This window comes from Methanohalophilus portucalensis, from assembly GCF_002761295.1.
GTDB lineage: Archaea > Halobacteriota > Methanosarcinia > Methanosarcinales > Methanosarcinaceae > Methanohalophilus > Methanohalophilus portucalensis.
This window is the reverse complement of record NZ_CP017881.1, coordinates 1260624-1278768: the sequence shown is the minus strand read 5'-3', so window position 1 is coordinate 1278768 and position 18145 is coordinate 1260624. Positions and strand designations below refer to the sequence as shown.

General features: G+C 40.5%; 23 protein-coding genes. 7 read left to right on the top strand and 16 right to left on the bottom strand.

The annotated features are described in order from the left end of the window. The first annotated feature begins 54 nt into the window (after positions 1 to 54). A complete protein-coding gene (locus BKM01_RS10915) occupies positions 55 to 228 on the top strand; it encodes a DUF5350 domain-containing protein (RefSeq protein WP_158008567.1) in 174 nt (57 codons plus the stop codon). A 160-nt stretch (positions 229 to 388) separates the two neighbouring features. After that, positions 389 to 2074 carry a thermosome subunit alpha gene (gene thsA, locus BKM01_RS06650; RefSeq protein ID WP_072358925.1) on the top strand — a complete coding sequence of 562 codons (1686 nt, stop codon included), beginning with the start codon at positions 389 to 391 and terminating at the stop codon, positions 2072 to 2074. A 166-nt stretch (positions 2075 to 2240) separates the two neighbouring features. Here thsA and BKM01_RS06645 read toward each other — a convergent pair whose 3' ends face one another. The 14 genes from BKM01_RS06645 to BKM01_RS06580 all read right to left on the bottom strand — a co-directional run bounded on the left by BKM01_RS06645 (position 2241) and on the right by BKM01_RS06580 (position 13367). Continuing rightward, entirely contained in the window at positions 2241 to 3143 is a 903-nt protein-coding gene (locus BKM01_RS06645) for a hypothetical protein (protein WP_072358923.1), read from the bottom strand. Between the two features lie 84 nt (positions 3144 to 3227). Next, complete coding sequence (locus BKM01_RS06640) at positions 3228 to 3986, bottom strand: transglutaminase-like domain-containing protein (protein WP_157769628.1); 759 nt, start codon at positions 3984 to 3986, stop codon at positions 3228 to 3230. After that, positions 3916 to 4566, bottom strand: a complete 651-nt coding sequence (locus tag BKM01_RS10805) for a hypothetical protein (protein WP_072358919.1) — start codon at positions 4564 to 4566, stop codon at positions 3916 to 3918. Before BKM01_RS10805 ends, BKM01_RS06640 begins: the two co-directional genes overlap by 71 nt. A 250-nt stretch (positions 4567 to 4816) precedes the next feature. Further along, positions 4817 to 5824 (bottom strand): hypothetical protein, encoded by a 1008-nt coding sequence (locus tag BKM01_RS06630; protein WP_072358917.1) that lies wholly within the window; start codon positions 5822 to 5824, stop codon positions 4817 to 4819. Between the two features lie 99 nt (positions 5825 to 5923). Continuing rightward, positions 5924 to 7024 carry a chymotrypsin family serine protease gene (locus BKM01_RS06625; protein ID WP_072358915.1) on the bottom strand — a complete coding sequence of 367 codons (1101 nt, stop codon included), beginning with the start codon at positions 7022 to 7024 and terminating at the stop codon, positions 5924 to 5926. A 386-nt stretch (positions 7025 to 7410) separates the two neighbouring features. Continuing rightward, the gene (locus tag BKM01_RS06620) at positions 7411 to 7752 is read right to left on the bottom strand and encodes a hypothetical protein (RefSeq protein ID WP_159446102.1); all 342 of its coding nucleotides are present in this window, start codon (positions 7750 to 7752) and stop codon (positions 7411 to 7413) included. Positions 7753 to 7911: 159 nt separating this feature from the next. Further along, a complete protein-coding gene (locus BKM01_RS06615) occupies positions 7912 to 8571 on the bottom strand; it encodes a hypothetical protein (RefSeq protein ID WP_072358911.1) in 660 nt (219 codons plus the stop codon). 30 nt (positions 8572 to 8601) lie between these two features. Next, entirely contained in the window at positions 8602 to 8997 is a 396-nt protein-coding gene (locus tag BKM01_RS06610) for a two-component system regulatory protein YycI (RefSeq protein ID WP_072358909.1), read from the bottom strand. A 73-nt stretch (positions 8998 to 9070) separates the two neighbouring features. Further along, the gene (locus BKM01_RS11080; RefSeq protein WP_257790294.1) at positions 9071 to 9301 is read right to left on the bottom strand and encodes a PLD nuclease N-terminal domain-containing protein; all 231 of its coding nucleotides are present in this window, start codon (positions 9299 to 9301) and stop codon (positions 9071 to 9073) included. Positions 9302 to 9388: 87 nt separating this feature from the next. After that, complete coding sequence (locus BKM01_RS06600) at positions 9389 to 10075, bottom strand: hypothetical protein (protein ID WP_072358905.1); 687 nt, start codon at positions 10073 to 10075, stop codon at positions 9389 to 9391. Between the two features lie 40 nt (positions 10076 to 10115). After that, the gene (locus BKM01_RS06595) at positions 10116 to 10628 is read right to left on the bottom strand and encodes a hypothetical protein (RefSeq protein WP_072358903.1); all 513 of its coding nucleotides are present in this window, start codon (positions 10626 to 10628) and stop codon (positions 10116 to 10118) included. A gap of 315 nt (positions 10629 to 10943) precedes the next feature. Next, positions 10944 to 11702, bottom strand: coding sequence for an exodeoxyribonuclease III (xth, locus tag BKM01_RS06590; RefSeq protein ID WP_198926186.1), 759 nt, complete (start codon positions 11700 to 11702; stop codon positions 10944 to 10946). An 8-nt stretch (positions 11703 to 11710) separates the two neighbouring features. After that, positions 11711 to 12202 carry a LysR family transcriptional regulator gene (locus BKM01_RS06585; RefSeq protein WP_084006259.1) on the bottom strand — a complete coding sequence of 164 codons (492 nt, stop codon included), beginning with the start codon at positions 12200 to 12202 and terminating at the stop codon, positions 11711 to 11713. 49 nt (positions 12203 to 12251) lie between these two features. Further along, on the bottom strand, positions 12252 to 13367 hold the full coding sequence (locus BKM01_RS06580; protein WP_072358897.1) for an ORC1-type DNA replication protein: 1116 nt from the start codon (positions 13365 to 13367) through the stop codon (positions 12252 to 12254). Positions 13368 to 13478: 111 nt separating this feature from the next. On the opposite strand from BKM01_RS06580, the gene BKM01_RS06575 reads away from it, so the two are divergent. From BKM01_RS06575 to BKM01_RS06555, 5 genes are read left to right on the top strand one after another with little or no spacing between them, the layout of a single operon-like run. Further along, entirely contained in the window at positions 13479 to 13784 is a 306-nt protein-coding gene (locus BKM01_RS06575) for a DUF134 domain-containing protein (protein WP_072358895.1), read from the top strand. Between the two features lie 14 nt (positions 13785 to 13798). Next, complete coding sequence (locus BKM01_RS06570; RefSeq protein WP_198926178.1) at positions 13799 to 14632, top strand: Mrp/NBP35 family ATP-binding protein; 834 nt, start codon at positions 13799 to 13801, stop codon at positions 14630 to 14632. Positions 14633 to 14667: 35 nt separating this feature from the next. Beyond that, a complete protein-coding gene (locus BKM01_RS06565) occupies positions 14668 to 15366 on the top strand; it encodes a DUF169 domain-containing protein (protein ID WP_072358891.1) in 699 nt (232 codons plus the stop codon). Beyond that, complete coding sequence (locus tag BKM01_RS06560; RefSeq protein WP_084006258.1) at positions 15332 to 16075, top strand: prenyltransferase/squalene oxidase repeat-containing protein; 744 nt, start codon at positions 15332 to 15334, stop codon at positions 16073 to 16075. The genes BKM01_RS06565 and BKM01_RS06560 overlap by 35 nt, the downstream gene beginning before the upstream one ends. 42 nt (positions 16076 to 16117) lie before the next feature. After that, positions 16118 to 16558: a bactofilin family protein gene (locus tag BKM01_RS06555; protein ID WP_072358889.1), complete on the top strand. Its 441-nt coding sequence runs from the start codon at positions 16118 to 16120 to the stop codon at positions 16556 to 16558. Position 16559: 1 nt separating this feature from the next. Here BKM01_RS06555 and BKM01_RS06550 read toward each other — a convergent pair whose 3' ends face one another. Together BKM01_RS06550 and BKM01_RS06545 are read right to left on the bottom strand one after the other, a co-directional pair. Next, positions 16560 to 17315, bottom strand: a complete 756-nt coding sequence (locus BKM01_RS06550) for an ABC transporter ATP-binding protein (protein WP_072358887.1) — start codon at positions 17313 to 17315, stop codon at positions 16560 to 16562. Further along, entirely contained in the window at positions 17316 to 18095 is a 780-nt protein-coding gene (locus tag BKM01_RS06545; protein WP_072358886.1) for an ABC transporter permease, read from the bottom strand. It abuts the gene before it with no gap. Positions 18096 to 18145 lie beyond the last annotated feature (50 nt).

Sequence of the window (18145 nt, the reverse complement as noted above, 5' to 3'; positions counted from 1 at the left end):
CCCTCTAAAGTAATCCACATATTCAAATAATCAATATCATAGAGAGTGATAATTATGGGCAAAACCGGAAGTATTGAATGGGTAAAAATAAAAGGACGCAAAGGCAACACAATCAAAGTTAAAAAAGCCAGAGCTAACAAGGCACACACTGCACCTGCACAGAGATATTCTTCTGCAGGTACAAAGAGGAGATTCAAAAGAAGATCCCAAAAAGCCATTGTTGGCTGATTTTCTTTTTTTTATTATACTAATTTTTAGAATACAATTTTCAATAGGTTAACCGATATTCCCCTTGCAGCAATATTTATATAGAACCACAAACATGTACAAACGACCTGTATAATACAGGGAATATCAATTTGATGTATATAATACGGAGGTAAAAGTAATGGCAGGACAGATGGCTGGTGGACAGCCAATTTTTATTTTAAGAGACGGAAATCAGAGAACCAGGGGCAGGGATGCCCAGAGCAACAACATAATGGCTGCAAAAGCTGTGGCTGAAGCTGTCAGGACCACACTCGGACCAAAGGGAATGGACAAGATGCTTGTAGACTCCCTTGGTGACGTAGTGATTACAAATGACGGTGCAACCATACTCAAGGAAATGGACATTGAGCACCCTGCTGCCAAGATGATCGTGGAAGTTTCCAAGACCCAGGATGATGAAGTAGGAGATGGAACAACCACTGCTGCTGTGATCACCGGTGAACTGCTCAAAAAGGCAGAAGACATGATCGAGCAGGATGTACATCCAACAATCATCGCATCCGGATACAGGATGGCAGCCGAGAAAGCTGGCGAATTGCTCAAGGGACTTGCACAGAAAGTTACAATCGATAACAAGGACACCCTGATAAACATCTCCAATACTGCCATGACAGGAAAGGGTGCAGAGGCTTCCAAAGATGTACTCAGCGAAATCGCCGTATCCGCTGTCGCAAGCATTGCAGACAAGACTGATGGCGAAAACATCGACATCGACAATATAAAGGTAGAAAAGAAGGTCGGTGGCAGTATCGAGGATTCAGAACTCATTGAAGGAATGATCCTTGACAAAGAGCGTGTACATTCCAACATGCCAAAGAAAGTCACCGATGCAAAGATTGCACTTATCAACAGTGCCATCGAACTCAAAGAAACTGAAGTCGACGCAGAAATATCCATCACCTCTCCTGACCAGCTCCAGTCCTTCCTTGACCAGGAAGAAAAGATGCTCAAAGGCCTTGTAGACAAAGTCGTTGCAAGCGGTGCAAACGTTGTCTTCTGTCAGAAAGGTATTGATGACATGGCACAGCACTTCCTTGCCAAGGAAGGAATATTTGCAGTCAGACGTGTCAAAAAGAGTGACATGGAAAAACTCGTACGTTCCACCGGTGGTAAACTGGTTACCAACATCGAGGAAATGACCGCAGACGATCTTGGAAAGACCGAGACCGTGGAAGAAAGAAAGATTGCTGGCGACAACATGGTCTTTATTACCGGCTGTGTCAACCCAAGATCCGTATCTATCCTCCTGCGCGGCGGAACCGAACATGTAGTCGACAATATTGAAAGAGCACTCCATGATGCTCTGCGCGTAGTCGGCGTAGCCATAGAGGATGAAAAACTCGTATCCGGCGGCGGCGGTCCAGAAGTGGAAGTGGCCCTTCAGCTGCAGGATTACGCATCATCCCTAAGCGGCAGGGAACAGCTGGCAGTTAAAGCATTTGCAGAATCCCTTGAAGTTATCCCAAGGACCCTTGCAGAAAACGCTGGCCTGGACCCAATCGACATGCTTGTAGAACTTCGCTCCCACCATGAGAAGGGCGCCAAGACCGCCGGTCTTGATGTCTACAGTGGAAAAGTCATTGACATGTGGGACGCAGGTGTCGTTGAACCCCTGAGAATAAAGACCCAGGCAATCAATGCTGCAGCAGAAGCATCCATAATGATCCTGAGAATCGACGATGTAATTGCATCCTCCAACCCATCCCCATCAGGCGGCGGTGGCGAAGGCGGTATGCCACCAGGCATGGGCGGCGGAATGCCTCCAGGTATGGGCGGCATGCCTCCAGGCATGGGCGGAATGTAATTTGAGACAAAACATGTGATGTATAGCTTTCAAGGCTATGCATCAACTTCTTTTTTTGTTTATTTTCCAAATAATAATTCAGATTATACGTTATTATTTCGGGATTATTTGTAATCAAGACTATTCATGAGATCAATCACTGAGTGTAATTAATATATCAACACAATCAACTCTTTCCCCTTTCCCTTGCTATCCAAAGAGACACTCCAAATGCAATCAAAGTAAACATTCCACTAAAACCGGGAACTTTGTATGAAGATTTCTTGGGCTCATCAGTTTCTGCATCCTTCAGGTAATAGTAAACTTCACCGGCACCAGTATCGATATAAAAGGTAGTGACAGAGGGGCCTGTTATGTAAGTCACAACCCAGAAAGGATGTGAATCCCGGAATACAACGTGGATATCAATCGGAGATACCGATGAATTCATCTCCTTTGCAGCTATATGGAGTGCCTGTTCCTTATCCACGGATACCTGTAACTCATTGAATGTCTTGACCCATCTGATATTGCCCTTTTGCTCCATGAACATAAGTTCCCTGAAAACATCCCTGTTGGCTACAAGATAAACAAGTGAATAAGTCTGGTTCATGTCTGTGGGTATTTCTTTCCATTTCCGCGGATCATGGGAGTTGATAAAAGAAATTATTGTATCATTATCTTCAGCCTCAGGATGAGCAGCGAAAAAATCATCCAGCGGACCCGCAGGTTCGAAAGGAATTGTCTCATTCATCCCGATCTGCCGGACCCATACAATTTCTCTTTCCCATTTTTGGTCGATACCTCCAGTTCTTTCAAGAAAAACTAGTTTTTTTGAATGGTTTTCTTCTGGAAGTAGATATATAAATTTATAACTATCGTTGATATATGCAATTTCATAATCACTGATACTATATGTGTTTATGAAGTCCATGACATCTTGATTTTCTTCCATACTCAAGATATGCGGCATAAGATAGTTTTCTATCGGATCACCATCTCCTGGACGAGGAGGAAGTTCTTCAGCAAATGCAGGCATAACTGTTCCTATTATGAGAATAAATATTACAATCAGCTTTATTTCTTTCATATAACCACCCCTGATAGTCATTCTGAAAAATATGAATAAACACAGAAAATATAATCTGTATTTACCCATTTTGAAACAATCATGTTAGTTGTATTTATCCAACATCCCTAGATATTCCCTTTCGAAATCAAGCCAGAAGTGCAGCAACCCATCTCCCGTAGGATCACCGGCATCAAGACTATCATCTGCATTCTTCATGTTCCAGAAATACATATTTGAACAATTCCGTGAGACATAAATGTCTGGATTATCAAAAGAATTCCATGCGGGATCTGAATGAATCCATTCCTGCCCGTCCCATACCTCAGCTATTTCATGAGCAGTTTGGATACCTGAACTGTTAGTCATATTCATGTAGTACTGTTTTGAAGGTACTCCAAGTGCTCTATTAAATGCATTAGAGAGAATGGCATATTCATCACAAACACCAATATAGTACCCACTGGCATTTGTGTTATTTGTAATCCAGATATCTGAAGCAGTATAACTTTTATTTATGAAGTGCTCCTTATAAAAATGCATGACATTATGAACATAATCTGTAATTTGGTTTGCAGTATCATAGGGGGTAGTACTGTTATCCCCTGCAACTGCAGCTTCAAGTATGATATTATAGCCTTCATTGAATGGGAAGTGGTAAATATCACTTGTATTCAGGTTCACTCCATTATCAGGATCAGGTAGATGATTTGCATCATTATTGTACTTTTCAATTCCATCATACGGCATCCATACAAAATGAGTAGATGTATCATCCGGATCAACCCGCACTTCAAGAGCAATAGGTTTTATACCTATGGAACTCTGCGTACTTGTTGGCTGGAAGGGAACAGTTACTGTCATGTTGGAACCTGAAGCCAGCATTACTGAATGCTTTGTAGTAACCATAGCCATCTTCTGCTGACCAGAAGAGAACTTTTCCGCTTGCAGTTGAGATACCATAATTATGGATGGTAACGTAATTATTGAATGTTGTGTCCTGTACCCAATACCACTGATAAGTTACTTCCGTGATTTTGACATCAGGATCTGATCTTGTTTTATCTTCATTTTCAGACAGTTGCGTTGCCTTTGCAGGTATATTAATTGAAATCTGACCGCCTGATTCGAATTTTGCTTTCTGGGTTGTAGTTTCTTTAGGAATACTATTGAGTTCTTTTTTTTCCGATTCATTCAAGGCAATTATGAAAGGATTTGTTTTTTCAAGTTCCTCCGGCGACAGAGGTTCCTGTTTTACCTGAGGTTTATGTCCGTTGTATTCCGAAAGGTCCATGGGTTTTACCCATTCTTCAAATTCCGGAATATCCGAAATGTCATTCTCCATTTTACTGTCATTTACTGTGGCTGATACGGGTATCAGTGCCAGATTTACCAATAATATTGCTGCCAATACTATTGAGTATCCAATCTTTAAATTTCGCATTATTTCACCTCTTGTATTTAATCCCCGAGGCAAAGCTACACTTATATACTGTAAACATCAAACTTGAGCCTGCCTTTGGGCCAATGTGGAGTTCTGGTTGGTTAAAATTCATCGGAACTCCACATTGTAAATTCTCATTCGATGTGATAGTATATATTATTTGCCTTAATTCAATTCAACTTGATATATGGATGTTCATCACTTCGATTAATAACCGGAATTCCCGAAACGGAATCCTCCTAAAAAATCATCACTTTCTACTTATTGCCAGCAGCACCAATCCAACGACAAGCAGAATTGAAGTGAAGCCTGGTAGTTGATTGTTTGCCCCCTTATCTTGTTCTGTTGTTTCATTGCCCACGATTACAGGATTTTCATCTTCATCAGATGTGCTTTCCTCTTCAACGATTGCTTCATCTAAAACAGCACGTTTTTCCCACCTAAACACCACAGGTACTCCAGTTATGCCAGCTTCCTGTTCAAAGTGCTCATCTATTGCCTGATATATTTCATCAATTACTGACTCATTTACTTTTTCAGGGCTGTTCATATCCATGGCCACAAACAGATATCCATTTATGCTGACTCCGTAACCTGTTGCAGGTCCGCCAAATTCAGCAGAAAATGGGCGAATTTCCCCGTCCGTTGAATGACCAAGTGAATCTATCCACCTTCTTTTTTCACTTTCTTGTTCAATTACGGGCATTGTCCCATAGACCGCTATCACAGATGGATCGTTTTTAACATTTTCAAGGATCTCCGGCCCGTAGTCAAGAAGCGGCATATTTTCATCATCCTCTGTCCACATAAAAACCACTGGAATTTCATTGATTACTGCTTCCTGTTTGCAGTATTCACCTATTTTCAGGTATATCTCATCAATCTTTGACTCATTTATTTTTCCCTGATAAGAAGAACCCAAGTACACTTCCAGAAATTCACCAGCATTACCGATGCCATATACCGATGGATCAAATTCGACAAGCGATTTTTCGGTTGATATGGATAACCAGCATTTAGATACCGAATTATTCCATTCCTGATCAATTGTTTCGGGAAAAGTTCCCCTGCTGGCTATGAATAGCGGTTCGTCCTTATATTCTTCAAAATAGGAATTAGAACTATTCAAATCAGAGAATTCATCCGTATGTCCAGAATCATTTCCCCTGACATCAACTGCACTTGCTGAAACTATTGATAAGATCGAAATAAAGAATATCAGAATTACAAATTTGTAAATTTGATTTTTTATAAGCATTTTCTTCCACTCTTATATGCTTCATATGAGTTATGTCAAAAATATAAAAGCCAGATTATACGCCAATAATCTGGCTAAACCACAGAATACATGATATTCTTACGTCAAAGGTTCTACATCCAAATCTAGCTCAACTCCACTAATTGGTGAAAAAAGGGCGTTTGTAGCAGTACTGCCCCAATGTACACCAGAGATCATTACTTGATTTCCATATTTTTTAAAGATAGGTGCACCACTATCACCATTGTCGGAATCATAATCTGCAGAAAGTTGATCATAAAGAGTTCCAAAAACGGGGTGGTTTATTTCATCCCACTCTTCTTCGACGTAGCCATATGTCCGGCCACTGGTAATTCCTGACATGTAGACTTTGCTGCCTAAGTTTGGATCGTAATAATTACGTACATCCCTAACATCATCAACATCTTCATAATAGATATCATCTTCAACATTACTGGCTTCAACCCATGCAGCATCTGCAAAATGGCCCGTGATGTAAGTTACTTCACCCACTTTTCTGGTTGAACTGGGTTGATAAATGTCTCCTCCGACACTACCAGCTGTCATAGCAGAATGTCCAGATATTACAAACCCTTTTGTTCCAGTGCTGTCTTCTGCAGCAAATGATAACGTTGACTCATACCATGTGTTTGTTGCATTTTGGTATATTATCCTTATACCACCAATCATATCTGACCATTCATCGTCACGTTCATCAAGATAAACTTCTTCTCCTTTTCTGAAAATTACTGGCACATTAGATATTTCTAATTTTTTTGCATTTGTATCCACAATACTGTAAAATTTATCAATTGTAGATTGGTCAATATCTCCCACTTCCTTATCAAATTCTACAAATATATATCCCCCATAGTTTACACCAAACCCTAACAGAGGACCACCACATTCTTTCATATAAGGATGAAGTTCACTTCCAGAATTGTTAAGACTTTTTCTGAGAGTCGCCACCCATTCCACTTTTGTTTTATCATCTGTAAGCTCAGGTACTGCTCCCCGGCTCTCAATTACACTTGAATCTTTCTTCAGGGAATCAAATGTGTTTGCACCATACGCCGGGAAATAATATTCTTCTTCGAAAGAGTCATCTTGGCTGGAATCGGAAGCTCCTGCCCATGCAAACCCAATGAGCATTATGCTTACAAGCAATATGCTCAAGCTTATTTTTGTAATATTCTTCATGTCTTTACCTCATTTGTTCAAATTACCCCGAGGCAAAGCTACGCTTATATACTGTTAACAGCAAACCTAACCCTGCCTTTGGGCCAATGTGGAGTTCTGGTTGGTTAACATTCATCGGAACTCCACATTGTAAATTCTCATTCGACGTTATCGTATATATTATTTGCCCTAATTCAATTTAACCTGTGCCATGGTGTTCATCACTTTGACTAACGACTGGAATTCCCGAGACCAGCATCTTCCTTAAAAACCAGAACTGGAGACAAAATATTAATTTTTTCCCGCTTATCCGGCATAGGGAAGAAGATCACTATTGGTCTAACATTACAGGCACAATGCTTCATATATACAGGATTGCCAGATAAATGGCATTTTCCTGAGTTCAATCAATTAATCCCTCTGACAAAAATTACCATCCAGAACAGAAAACAACATATCGAAAGAATGTTGTACTCTATTTCTTTTCTTGCTGCAAAATATCCTACCAGACCACCCAATATAGCAAGGATTCCAAAATAAGAAAATGTCTTTGTACTGATAAACTCACCTGATACGATTAAGCTAAAATATATGTCAAGAAAAAGCCCGACTACAGGTATAACTCCAATAATAACGGACCCGATCCTATCCCCTGTAAGCAATCCATATATGATGGGAGCTAACGGTAAAAGAAGCATACCGAAAAACACAACTGGGAGGGTCAGAAAATCACCAACTACTGGGCGCAATGCATCTCCCAGAAAATCTATTCCAGTTGTAATAATAACGATTCCTGAAGATATGATTACTGGAAGTATTAATTTTTTGAAATTTGTCATTTTTTGACCAAAATTAAAAAATAAACGGTGGATAGAGCCACCTCCTGAATACTATTCAATTTCCATTTATCACAGTTGCTTTCCCATTGCTTTTATCATAATTACTTCATCGCCATAATTGGAAGTTTCAGCTGTCATTTTCCAGGCGGGATAATATGTAGTTTCACCTTTGTATCCATAGGGATAATAATCAAAGAGATCAAAATAAACAAGTTCAACATCCACAATTTTAACCCTTCCCAATGGTGACATGGGATAATCACCTGTATCTGTGACGAAGTTACCGTTTTTCACCTGATGGAGAATGTGTTCATCTGAATAATCTATCCTTACCTGTTCAATAGAATTTAATCTACCTGTATTGATACTGGTTTTTGTTATATTATGATTAGTAACAAGGAAACAAATGTCATCAGCAGAACTGCCACATTCCTCAATGTAGTCCTCGAAATCAACATACAGGACACTCGAGGAAGCATTGCCCTGAAGAATCGGTAACTTATCTGTTGATATTGCAGGAACTTCTGTATTCAGGCTGACTCTCTGATTTTGCAGGATTGCCCACAACTGGCCAATTTTTGTAAGCGGGATGTACTCTAGAGACAAGCCTCCCTCCATTTCTTCTTTTGTCGGGTAATAATTGAAGGCACTATAAAGCGGGGAAAATACTGTGGAAATGATTATCAATATGATTAGAACTTGAATTGCAATCTTTTTCTTCCTCTGCATGTAATCGCCTTCAAAAAAGGGAATAGAGGATTATTTAGCCACCCCACCTACAATTCTCGTTACGTTACCACCATTACTGTTGACACCTTTGAATATCCACACTGGTTTATAAAACTCCTGTTCACTATCCGGAGTAGCTGAGAAATAACCAATTTCTGCCTTGTGAATTTCAATCACAGGACTGGTTTTTCCTACAGTATTTCTCATAATCTGGCCTGCTTTCAGTTTATCTATAGCTTCCTCCCCACTTATCACTTCAGTTGTCCCGATTTCTTCCAGCGTCCTCCAGCTTTTGGAGAAATACGTTACTTCACCATTTTCCCCAAGTGAAACAGTTATGGTGTCACCGGGACCCTCAACAGGCATCCCATTTATGTTTTTTTTATAGGTGACTTCGTTCATTACGGGATACTCGGCTTCAACCAATTGACCCCCATTCAAATGTTACAGATACTTCAGATTTATAAAAATTCTTTATTATTAGAATCCTTTGTGCTTTTCAATAAGTCGAATCTTCGGAGATTTTTATATTATTATCCTGTAGCTTGACCATATAGTAATAAAGTATTGCACCTATAAAATTCAAGAAAATTAGGACGATTGACCAGATTAACTTCTCATATTCTCCGGCTCGCGGAAAATTTTCTGTGCTTCGTTGAAGGCAGTCAGATAACATGAAAAGCCAGAAAACAATAACTATTGCACCTACACCCCATAGTAGTTGACCCATATAAAATGCTACTGTGATTATTGTTACAAATATAATTCCGATGATTATCCATTCGATTGTATTCTTGTTCAAATTACCATCCCCATATCATTCATAGATATAATTTTTATTTATCCCTGTCTTAGTTACATTTACCAATACCTTTGGAGACAGATATAAATAACCTGTATCCAAAAATCCGTATTTACCAGTAGGTTCGGCTTCATAAGGATCGATTACTACAACCACTTGAAAAAGATACTCTCCGACTTGTTCGAAAGGTTGTGTTTCTAATGTAAAAACGGTATAACTATCTTTTTCCAAAGTTAGATGATGAGTTGTAGATGAATTCCCTCCCAAAGAACTTGGTTTCTGCGTGTAATTAACTAAGTTAAATACCAAAAAATCATGCGATTTATTTTTGTAATTTGCTAGAAGGACATAGCTTTTGATAGATTCGCCTTCTTTAATATATGACTTATTCCAAACCTCATTTTTTTTGAAGGGATATGAATCTGATGTTGCCATTGCAATTGTACCTGGAACTTTTAATTTATCAATTTCTAGGATTTCCGGTTGACTTTCATCCATAGAATTTGAGGATATGGTTTTTAAATTTTTATTAGCATATCCTGTTTCATAGCCGTAAATACTATTTCCATTGAGAAGACTTTCTTTAGCTGAAATATTATTCAGATTTACTTTCGATTGTTCATCTGCAAAAAAACCATATAAGCAAATAGTAATCACAAAAAAAATAAAAAAAGGAAGAATGACTAATTCTTTTTTACTCATTTACTCTACACCTTCTTCTGTTCATCATCAGCAATTGACTTTATGTCGTAATAGATGCAGTCGAATCGAGATAATAATTTACTCCATTTATTCGATACATTCCATGTCCTTGATTTTGATATGTTGTTTGCCAGAAATAATAATCAGTTAATGTTCCAGATGCAACTGTTGAATCATCATTGTAGCGGCCTGCTGGCCCATAGTTGGCAGTAAGTGTTGGACCCATAAGTGTTCCAGAAGCTTGAATATAATCAATGTTTTCAGATGCAGTTGCAGTAGAATCACCATAGAGAGTATACCAGTAACTTCCAGATGATTTTACTCCAGTTATGGTGACGTCTAGATCATAAGTGACTCCTGACCTAGTAGATGATTTATCTGAAAACATTACGAATCCAGATGCAGTACTTTTGTCGGTAACTAATGATTCTGCATTCTTTATCTCTAAATCATTCTGGGAAATCTCATTTGCACTAGCAAATGAAACAAATAACACGCTCACAAGCAGGAGTGCCATGAGTAGTGACCCAATTTTAATTCCTTTACTTTTCATTTTATTTACCTCATTTGTTCAATTTACCCCGAGGCAAAGCTACGCTTATATACTGTAAACATCAAACTTGAGCCTGCCTTTGGGCCAATGTGGAGTTCTGGTTGGTTAACATTCATCGGAACTCCACATTGCAAATTCTCATTCGACGTGATGGTATATATTATTTTTTTCAACACAACTTTATCTGAATGATTAATATTAATCACTTTGATTAACAACTGGAGTCCCTGAAAAATAACTTTCTGAAAAACCAGAACTGCAAAAACAGACCCTCAACAAGATGACAGAGAAGAATTCCCTCTTCATTGTTGTCCCTTAAAATTGAAGCGTAATTCCAACAGGACAATGATCCGAACCAGTCACTTCCCTTAAAATAGAAGCCTCGGTTACATTCAGCTCCATATCATCACTTACAAAGAAATAGTCCAGCCTCCATCCCACATTACGATCCCGTGCTTTGGTTTTCAAATCCCACCAGGTATAATTGCCTCCTTCATTATTGAAAAGCCTGAAAGTGTCAAGGAAACCATGGGAAAGAAACTTGTCAATCCATTCCCTTTCAATTGGGAGAAAACCGGAACGGTTTTCATTTTGCTTTGGTCTTGCAATATCAACCGGTTTATGAGCCGTATTCAAATCCCCACATACAACTATGGAATATCCCTTGTCTTTTAAGCCCTGTGCATAATCCAGGAAAGACTCATAGAAATCCATTTTATACTGAAGTCTTTCAGCCGAAGAATTACCATTGGGAAAGTAAATATTAAAAAGTACAAAATCATCATAAAAAGCGATTAAAATCCTACCTTCATGGTCGAAGCGGTTTATACCAAAACCATAACGAACCTCTTGTGGCTGGACCTTACTGTAAAGGGCAACCCCGCTATAACCTTTCCTTTCAGCAGCACTGAAATAACTGTAATAACCATCTATGCGCCTGACATTCGGCGGCAGCTGGGAAGGGCGGGCTTTTGTCTCCTGCAAACACAGGATATCAGGTGACTCAGAATCAAACCATTCCAGAAATCCTTTTTTAGCAACTGCCCGCAAACCATTGACATTCCAGGAAAGCAGTCGCAGATTTATTCCCCCTCATTTTTTGCAGGAGAAATACCTATATCGACAGCCCGAATAGTAGCTATTACTTCATCCCCTTCATCGATATCCAGATCTTCCAAATCCTTTTCTCCCATTATAGAAGTTAATACTGCAGACTCAAATTCAATCTGGATTCTGGAAATTCCATCAAAAGATTTTACTTTACTGACCTTACAGGGAATATTGTTGATCTCACCCACATTTTCAGAGGATAATTCCTCCTCCACCATCCTGTCAACATAATCCCGATTCAGCTCATATTGATTTATCAGATCCCTTCCATACTCTGTAAGAAAAGTACCCTGCTCCTTACCCCCCCTTACAGTCCTTACAACATCATGTCCGATTCTCAAATTCATCTTCTTCAATATGTTCCAGGCATGTTTGTAAGAGATATGGAGTTTTTCACAGGCTTTTTTCAGGGATTTTTCTTCATCTATAGCTTTCAGGAGACGTACCTTACCGGCACCAATCACAGGTTTGCCTTCATGTGTCAGCCATACTTTTGTACGGGTTTCCAGAATATCAACCCCTAATGCATTTTATTACATCATCTGCAGGATAGTTCAGACGAATAATACGGGTTCTGCCCCGCATACCTTCACCTGAAAACGAAACATCCAGATAATGTGAATCTTTTAATTTATTCACCAACCCATAAAACCGGGTATATCCCAATTCATTATTGCCATTGAAAAGTTCGTAAAGTTCGCCTGCTTTGATTTCATCATTTTCCGCCACAAGCCGCAAGATCTCTTTTTCATTTTCTGAAAGGGATGATATGTTACGCCTCAAATGCAAAAGACGTGATGATTCATAGGCCTTATCCACATCATCCTCTGAAATGTTTTTGCTTGCCCTTTTTTCTGCATTCAGGCCCGATCTCTTGAGTAAATCGATACCAACACGCAGATCACCGGTCACATCGACATAATTCACTATTTTTTCTCTGACTTGATCCGGAACTACTTCCGGATAAAAAGCCAGCTGGATTCGGGAAGAAATGATGTCTCCTATTTCGTCATAAGAATAAGGAGGAAATTCAATCTCTTCAGGCAGGAATACAGAACTCACCTTTGGATCAAACCTGTAAAGTTTCCCCGTATCACTTACAATCGCAATCACACCCATTTTCACACCGGGATACTGTTCATGGGCCCGTAGTATGGAATACATGATCTCATCGGCATGTCCGCCGTGGAACAAATAATTGATGTCATCCAGACACACCACCATTGCCCTGTCCTTTTCGATAAGTTTCAGGACAATCTTTTCAAAAAGTTTCCTGAAGGCTACTCCTGAAGACGGCGGGTCTATATTGAAAAGTTTACGATATATGCGTGAAACAACAGCAAAGCGAGTGGAATCCATCTGGCAATTTATCTTAACCAGGACCACATCCGAGGTATGTGCTTCTATTTCTTCAAAAACCTTCAATACAGCACTGGTTTTTCCGGTACCGGGTGGACCATAAACAAGACAATTAATAGGTCTCATACCTTTTACTGCAGGCTTTAAGCTATAGATGAGAGATTGTAACTGAGAATCCCGGTGCATAAATTGTTCGGGAAGATAATCCAGCTCCAGTACGATGGGGTCTCTGAAAATTGTCTCATCCCAGAGAAGCATATTATTTTTCATATCCTGACTCCTAAACCTAGTATAAAATTCCCCTGTAAATATAATAGCTTTTTTGCAGGGCAATTTGGAATCCTTTATATATTTGCTCACCTATGGGTGATTGGTTAACTTATGAAATGCAGGAGAGGAAGACCAAAATGCCCCCGTAGGATAAGGGCAGAGCCCAATATTATGTGCTTTAAACCCTGCGGCATACCAAGGTCTGAAGTTGAGGTAATAGAACTCGCATTTGAGGAACTGGAGGCCATCCGGCTTGTGGATGTGGATGAGCTGACACAGGAAGAAGCAGCCCTTGAGATGGGAATTTCCAGAAGGGCTTTCTGGGAAGAACTGAAAAATGCGAGAAAAAAAGTCGCCAGAGCTCTTGTTGAAGGGCAGGCCATAGATATCAAAGGCGGAAATTACACTACTGAATAAATGGAGTCATTAAAATGAGTCAAAACATACAGTCAGCTGAAAGTCTGGTAAATTCCAAAGTTGAAGAGCCAAAACTCGTATCGAATCTGCGCGGAATAAAAAACAAGCTCATGGTAATGAGTGGCAAAGGCGGGGTAGGAAAGAGTACCGTTTCCGCAAATCTCGCTGCAGCCCTTGCCAGACGCGGGAAAAGGGTCGGGCTGCTTGACAGCGATATTCATGGACCAAGTATTCCAACAATGTTTGGAATTGCTGACAAGAGACCTGAAGTAGGAGAAAAGGGAATCCTGCCTGTACAGGTTGCCGATAACCTCAAGGTTATGTCCATAGGTTTACTGCTGGACGATCAGGATTCCCCTGTGGTCTGGAGAGGGCCTGCCAAGATGGGAGCCATAAAACAATTCCTTGAAGAAGTTGATTGGGGAGTGCTGGACTACCTGATCATAGACCTGCCTCCGGGCACAGGAGATGAACCATTGAGTATAGTACAGTTGCTGGGCAAAGTTGACGGTGCCATCGTAGTCACAACTCCCCAGGATGTAGCACTTACAAGTGTAAGGAAATCCCTGAAATTTACAGAAATGCTGGAAGTACCTGTTATTGGAATGGTCGAAAACATGAGCGGTGTAATATGCCCGCACTGCAATGAAGAAATACAGGTCTTTGGCGGCGAATCTGTAGAAAAGGCTGCAAAAGATTTCAACACTCCTATACTTGCCACATTGCCTATCGAACCCGATGTTTCATCATCAGGAGACAAAGGAGATGTATATGTCAATGATGATAAATCCATATGGAAAGAAAAGTTCGATTTAATCGTTAATTCTGTGGAAGAAAAGTTCAACTAATCTTCCATTCTATTTTTAAGGGCAAGGGGATTTTTATGGAAAATAAAGTGATAAGTGACAAACTCAAGGAAATACTGCAACTAAGATACGAACCAGTAGCCGTGAAATTGGTTAAAAAGAGCGAAGATATTCCTGCAGACTTTAACCAACCCGAGAAGAAAACCCGCCATTGCCAGTCTATCATGAAAGCAAGGACTGGCGAATGTCTTTTGATTCCGGCAGATAAACATGCATGTGTAGTAGGCGGTTCCAGTCTGGGACTTTTAGAAACACCTGACAATGTAAGAAGCGGAGAATTCCACTCCAAAATCGGCATGTTCGATACACATGAAGCAGCTGCTAAGATGATAGAGGAAAGGGCAGAATTCGAAGAGTGTTCCATGCAGGCAACAGTAGTTTGTCCTCTTGAAAAGGCTGACTTTAAGCCCGATGTAGTAGTCCTGATCGATCTTCCGGAAACCCTTTACTGGATTGTACCAGCGTTTACTTTTGAAAAGGGAGGAAGGGTAACCCTGAGCACAGCACCGTTCCAGGCCACCTGTGTGGATTCAACTATAATTCCCATCCAGACCGGAGATGTAAATTTTTCCATGGGATGTTTCGGATGTCGCAGGACAACCGATATAGGCAGGGACGAAATGCTTGTGGGAATTCCAGGCCCAATTCTTGAAGATATAGTCAAGCATCTTGAAAAACTCTATGAAAAGCCTATCAAGAAAGCCAGGGGATTGTAATATTCAGGCAAAGGAAACTAAATATAACGATGCAGCAAGAAGAGGACTTGATTGGCTGGATGAAAATCAGCCTGTGAGCCTCAAGGAATATGCCAGAAGCACAACAGCCAGCTACCTCTGGGGCAGGGGATATACCCGTACAGCCGCCCTCATAAAAGAAATTCACAGGCCACAATCTTTCAGGGAAATTTGCAGAGGTGTATCAGCCCTTGCCACAATGGGGATTTACTATCCTGAAGTTACTCATTATATCAAAACCAAACAGAAAGGTGGCAATTTAGAAGATATATATGATAGAACTTATTCCCTGATAACTCTTGCAGATCTTGAAGTGTCCTGTCCCGATGAATGCCAGAGAATCATAAAGGATTTTGATAGTACATGGGAACACCCCGGTACAATTGCATTGATAATAATTTGCCTTATGAAACAATCAGAACTGACAGGAACCGACCACACTGATTTTACCCGGGAAAAATCCGACTGGTTACTGTACAGGATGCAGGAAAATGGTGGCTGGAAGTTCATAGCGACCAGCAATCTTGTTATGCAGGCACTTATAATGGCCGGTCGCTCAGAAGAAATAGACCAATCTATACGTTGGTTACTAAAAGAACAAAATGATAACGGTAGCTGGGGCAAAAATAACGGAGATATTACTGCTACTGCACAGTCATTGATTACTCTTGCTCTGTATATCAATGCTTAAAACAGAAGGGCTAAAATACAAGCCATCTATAATATTGAAAACATGAACGAAGACCATGAGAACAACATGAAATTCCATCCACAGAGCAATACCTACATTCTCCGGAAAAAATCCTATTTTGAGCAAAATGTAAGCCTGGACGGAAATCTCATTACAGGACCAGATACTAATTTCTGGAAAAACCTGAAAGTTGCCGGCAACGTAGAACTGGGCAAGGGTACAGTTATCAGGGGAAGCCTCCATGCAGAAGAAGTGATACTGGGCCCTGATTGCAGGGTTGACGGGGATATTCATGCAAGCAGGAATGCGACCCTGCTTGATCGTTGTACAATCAGTGGCCACGCCACTACAGATGGATGGATGAAGGTTAGGCCTGGTTGCAATATAAAGTTTGTAAGGGCAAAAAAAGAACTGGAACTTGTTGGTAAAGTCAATGTTGAAAGTATAGAATCAGGTACGAAAGTAATCATACATTCTGAATGAATTATTTATTTTCTTCAGCCAGCATATTCAGCAGACGGTTACGCAGTTTATTTGCAGAGGTACTTGTCCTGTCCCTGGGCCGGGGCAGATCAACATCAACCATTTCCTTTATTCGCCCGGGTCGGGAAGTCATAACAGCAATCCTGTCGGAGAGAAAAACTGCTTCATCCACACTGTGCGTTACAAAAAGAATTGTTATCTTTTTAGATTCCCATATTTGTAGCAGTTCCTGCTGGAGTTTATTGCGTGTCTGGGCATCCAGGGATCCAAAAGGCTCATCCATAAGTAAAACCGCCGGATCATTTGCAAGGGCTCTGACAATAGCAATCCTTTGTCTCATTCCTCCTGAAAGTTCGTAAGGATAACTGTCACGGAACTGCTCAAGGCCTACAAGCCTCAGATATTCTTCAGCAATCTTCCTGGATTCTTTCCTATCCATACCACCCATATCCAGGCCGAAGGTCACATTATCCATGACTGTACGCCATGGGAACAGGGAATATTCCTGAAAGACCATACCCCTGCGTGGATCGGGAGAGGTTATTGTTTCGCCATCCAGCAGGATACTGCCCGAATCAGCCCTGTCCAGGCCAGCAACAATTCTCAATAAAGTGGTTTTTCCACAACCTGATGGACCAATGATACAGACAAATTCACCATCCTTAACCTCAAAGTTCACATCCTTGAGGGCATCGGTAGTCTCACCTTTATCCTTTTCAAAACTCTGCCCTACATTCTCAATCACAAGTCGGCCCATTTAAACAACGACTCCTTTTCTCCATTTGAGCAATTTCCCGTCCACATACCAGCGGAAAATACGATCTATCAACAATCCCAAAAAGCCCAGAATAAGCATATAGACCAGCACGAAATCCATCTGGTGCAGATAATAATGCCACCAAATCTTGTATCCCAGACCGTTTTTACTGACACCGAACATCTCAGCTGCTACCAGACACATCCAGCCAACACCCATTGCGATTCGTATTCCAGAGGCTATGGAAGGAAGAGAATAGGGCAGAGCAACATGCCTGATAAGTGAGGTGCTCTTCATGCAACCAAGTACCTTGCCAGCTTCCACATAAACCCTTGATACACTCTTAAAACCCGCTACTGTATTAATTATTATAGGGAAAACTGCGCCCACAAAAACAACAAATCCGGCAGATTGGTGGGTCAGACCGAACCACACAATTGCAAAGGGAATCCATGCAAGAGGAGGAATAGGACGTACAATCTCGATTAAGGGGTCAGTAATCCTGTCCACTGTTTGGAACCATCCCATTGCAATACCTATGGGGATACCCACTATTAGTGCTGATATTATACCTATTCCAAAATGCAACAGGCTTATACCAATATCTGTAAACAGAACACCCCTTTCAACTATGGTGATAAAGGAATAAACTACATCGGTAAAACTCGGAAGAATAAATGTGTTCCCTATAACAAAATCAGCTATCAGTTGCCATATAACGATGACAGCAATCAGGGAAACAATTTCAATACCTTTTTTTGAAACCGGTTTGGTTTTCATAATTCCTCCGAAAAATGTGTGGAGATAGAAATCCCCACTTCCGGCGACCT

What these genes read in the sequence shown, in the direction of transcription:
- BKM01_RS10915 (WP_158008567.1), top strand. Translation starts at nt 55, where the DNA reads ATGGGCAAAACCGGAAGTATTGAATGGGTAAAAATAAAAGGACGCAAA.
- thsA (WP_072358925.1), top strand. Translation starts at nt 389, where the DNA reads ATGGCAGGACAGATGGCTGGTGGACAGCCAATTTTTATTTTAAGAGAC.
- BKM01_RS06645 (WP_072358923.1), bottom strand. Translation starts at nt 3,143, where the DNA reads ATGAAAGAAATAAAGCTGATTGTAATATTTATTCTCATAATAGGAACA.
- BKM01_RS06640 (WP_157769628.1), bottom strand. Translation starts at nt 3,986, where the DNA reads ATGACAGTAACTGTTCCCTTCCAGCCAACAAGTACGCAGAGTTCCATA.
- BKM01_RS10805 (WP_072358919.1), bottom strand. Translation starts at nt 4,566, where the DNA reads ATGCGAAATTTAAAGATTGGATACTCAATAGTATTGGCAGCAATATTA.
- BKM01_RS06630 (WP_072358917.1), bottom strand. Translation starts at nt 5,824, where the DNA reads ATGCTTATAAAAAATCAAATTTACAAATTTGTAATTCTGATATTCTTT.
- BKM01_RS06625 (WP_072358915.1), bottom strand. Translation starts at nt 7,024, where the DNA reads ATGAAGAATATTACAAAAATAAGCTTGAGCATATTGCTTGTAAGCATA.
- BKM01_RS06615 (WP_072358911.1), bottom strand. Translation starts at nt 8,571, where the DNA reads ATGCAGAGGAAGAAAAAGATTGCAATTCAAGTTCTAATCATATTGATA.
- BKM01_RS11080 (WP_257790294.1), bottom strand. Translation starts at nt 9,301, where the DNA reads ATGGGTCAACTACTATGGGGTGTAGGTGCAATAGTTATTGTTTTCTGG.
- BKM01_RS06600 (WP_072358905.1), bottom strand. Translation starts at nt 10,075, where the DNA reads ATGAGTAAAAAAGAATTAGTCATTCTTCCTTTTTTTATTTTTTTTGTG.
- BKM01_RS06595 (WP_072358903.1), bottom strand. Translation starts at nt 10,628, where the DNA reads ATGAAAAGTAAAGGAATTAAAATTGGGTCACTACTCATGGCACTCCTG.
- BKM01_RS06580 (WP_072358897.1), bottom strand. Translation starts at nt 13,367, where the DNA reads ATGAAAAATAATATGCTTCTCTGGGATGAGACAATTTTCAGAGACCCC.
- BKM01_RS06575 (WP_072358895.1), top strand. Translation starts at nt 13,479, where the DNA reads ATGAAATGCAGGAGAGGAAGACCAAAATGCCCCCGTAGGATAAGGGCA.
- BKM01_RS06570 (WP_198926178.1), top strand. Translation starts at nt 13,799, where the DNA reads ATGAGTCAAAACATACAGTCAGCTGAAAGTCTGGTAAATTCCAAAGTT.
- BKM01_RS06565 (WP_072358891.1), top strand. Translation starts at nt 14,668, where the DNA reads ATGGAAAATAAAGTGATAAGTGACAAACTCAAGGAAATACTGCAACTA.
- BKM01_RS06560 (WP_084006258.1), top strand. Translation starts at nt 15,332, where the DNA reads ATGAAAAGCCTATCAAGAAAGCCAGGGGATTGTAATATTCAGGCAAAG.
- BKM01_RS06555 (WP_072358889.1), top strand. Translation starts at nt 16,118, where the DNA reads ATGAACGAAGACCATGAGAACAACATGAAATTCCATCCACAGAGCAAT.
- BKM01_RS06550 (WP_072358887.1), bottom strand. Translation starts at nt 17,315, where the DNA reads ATGGGCCGACTTGTGATTGAGAATGTAGGGCAGAGTTTTGAAAAGGAT.
- BKM01_RS06545 (WP_072358886.1), bottom strand. Translation starts at nt 18,095, where the DNA reads ATGAAAACCAAACCGGTTTCAAAAAAAGGTATTGAAATTGTTTCCCTG.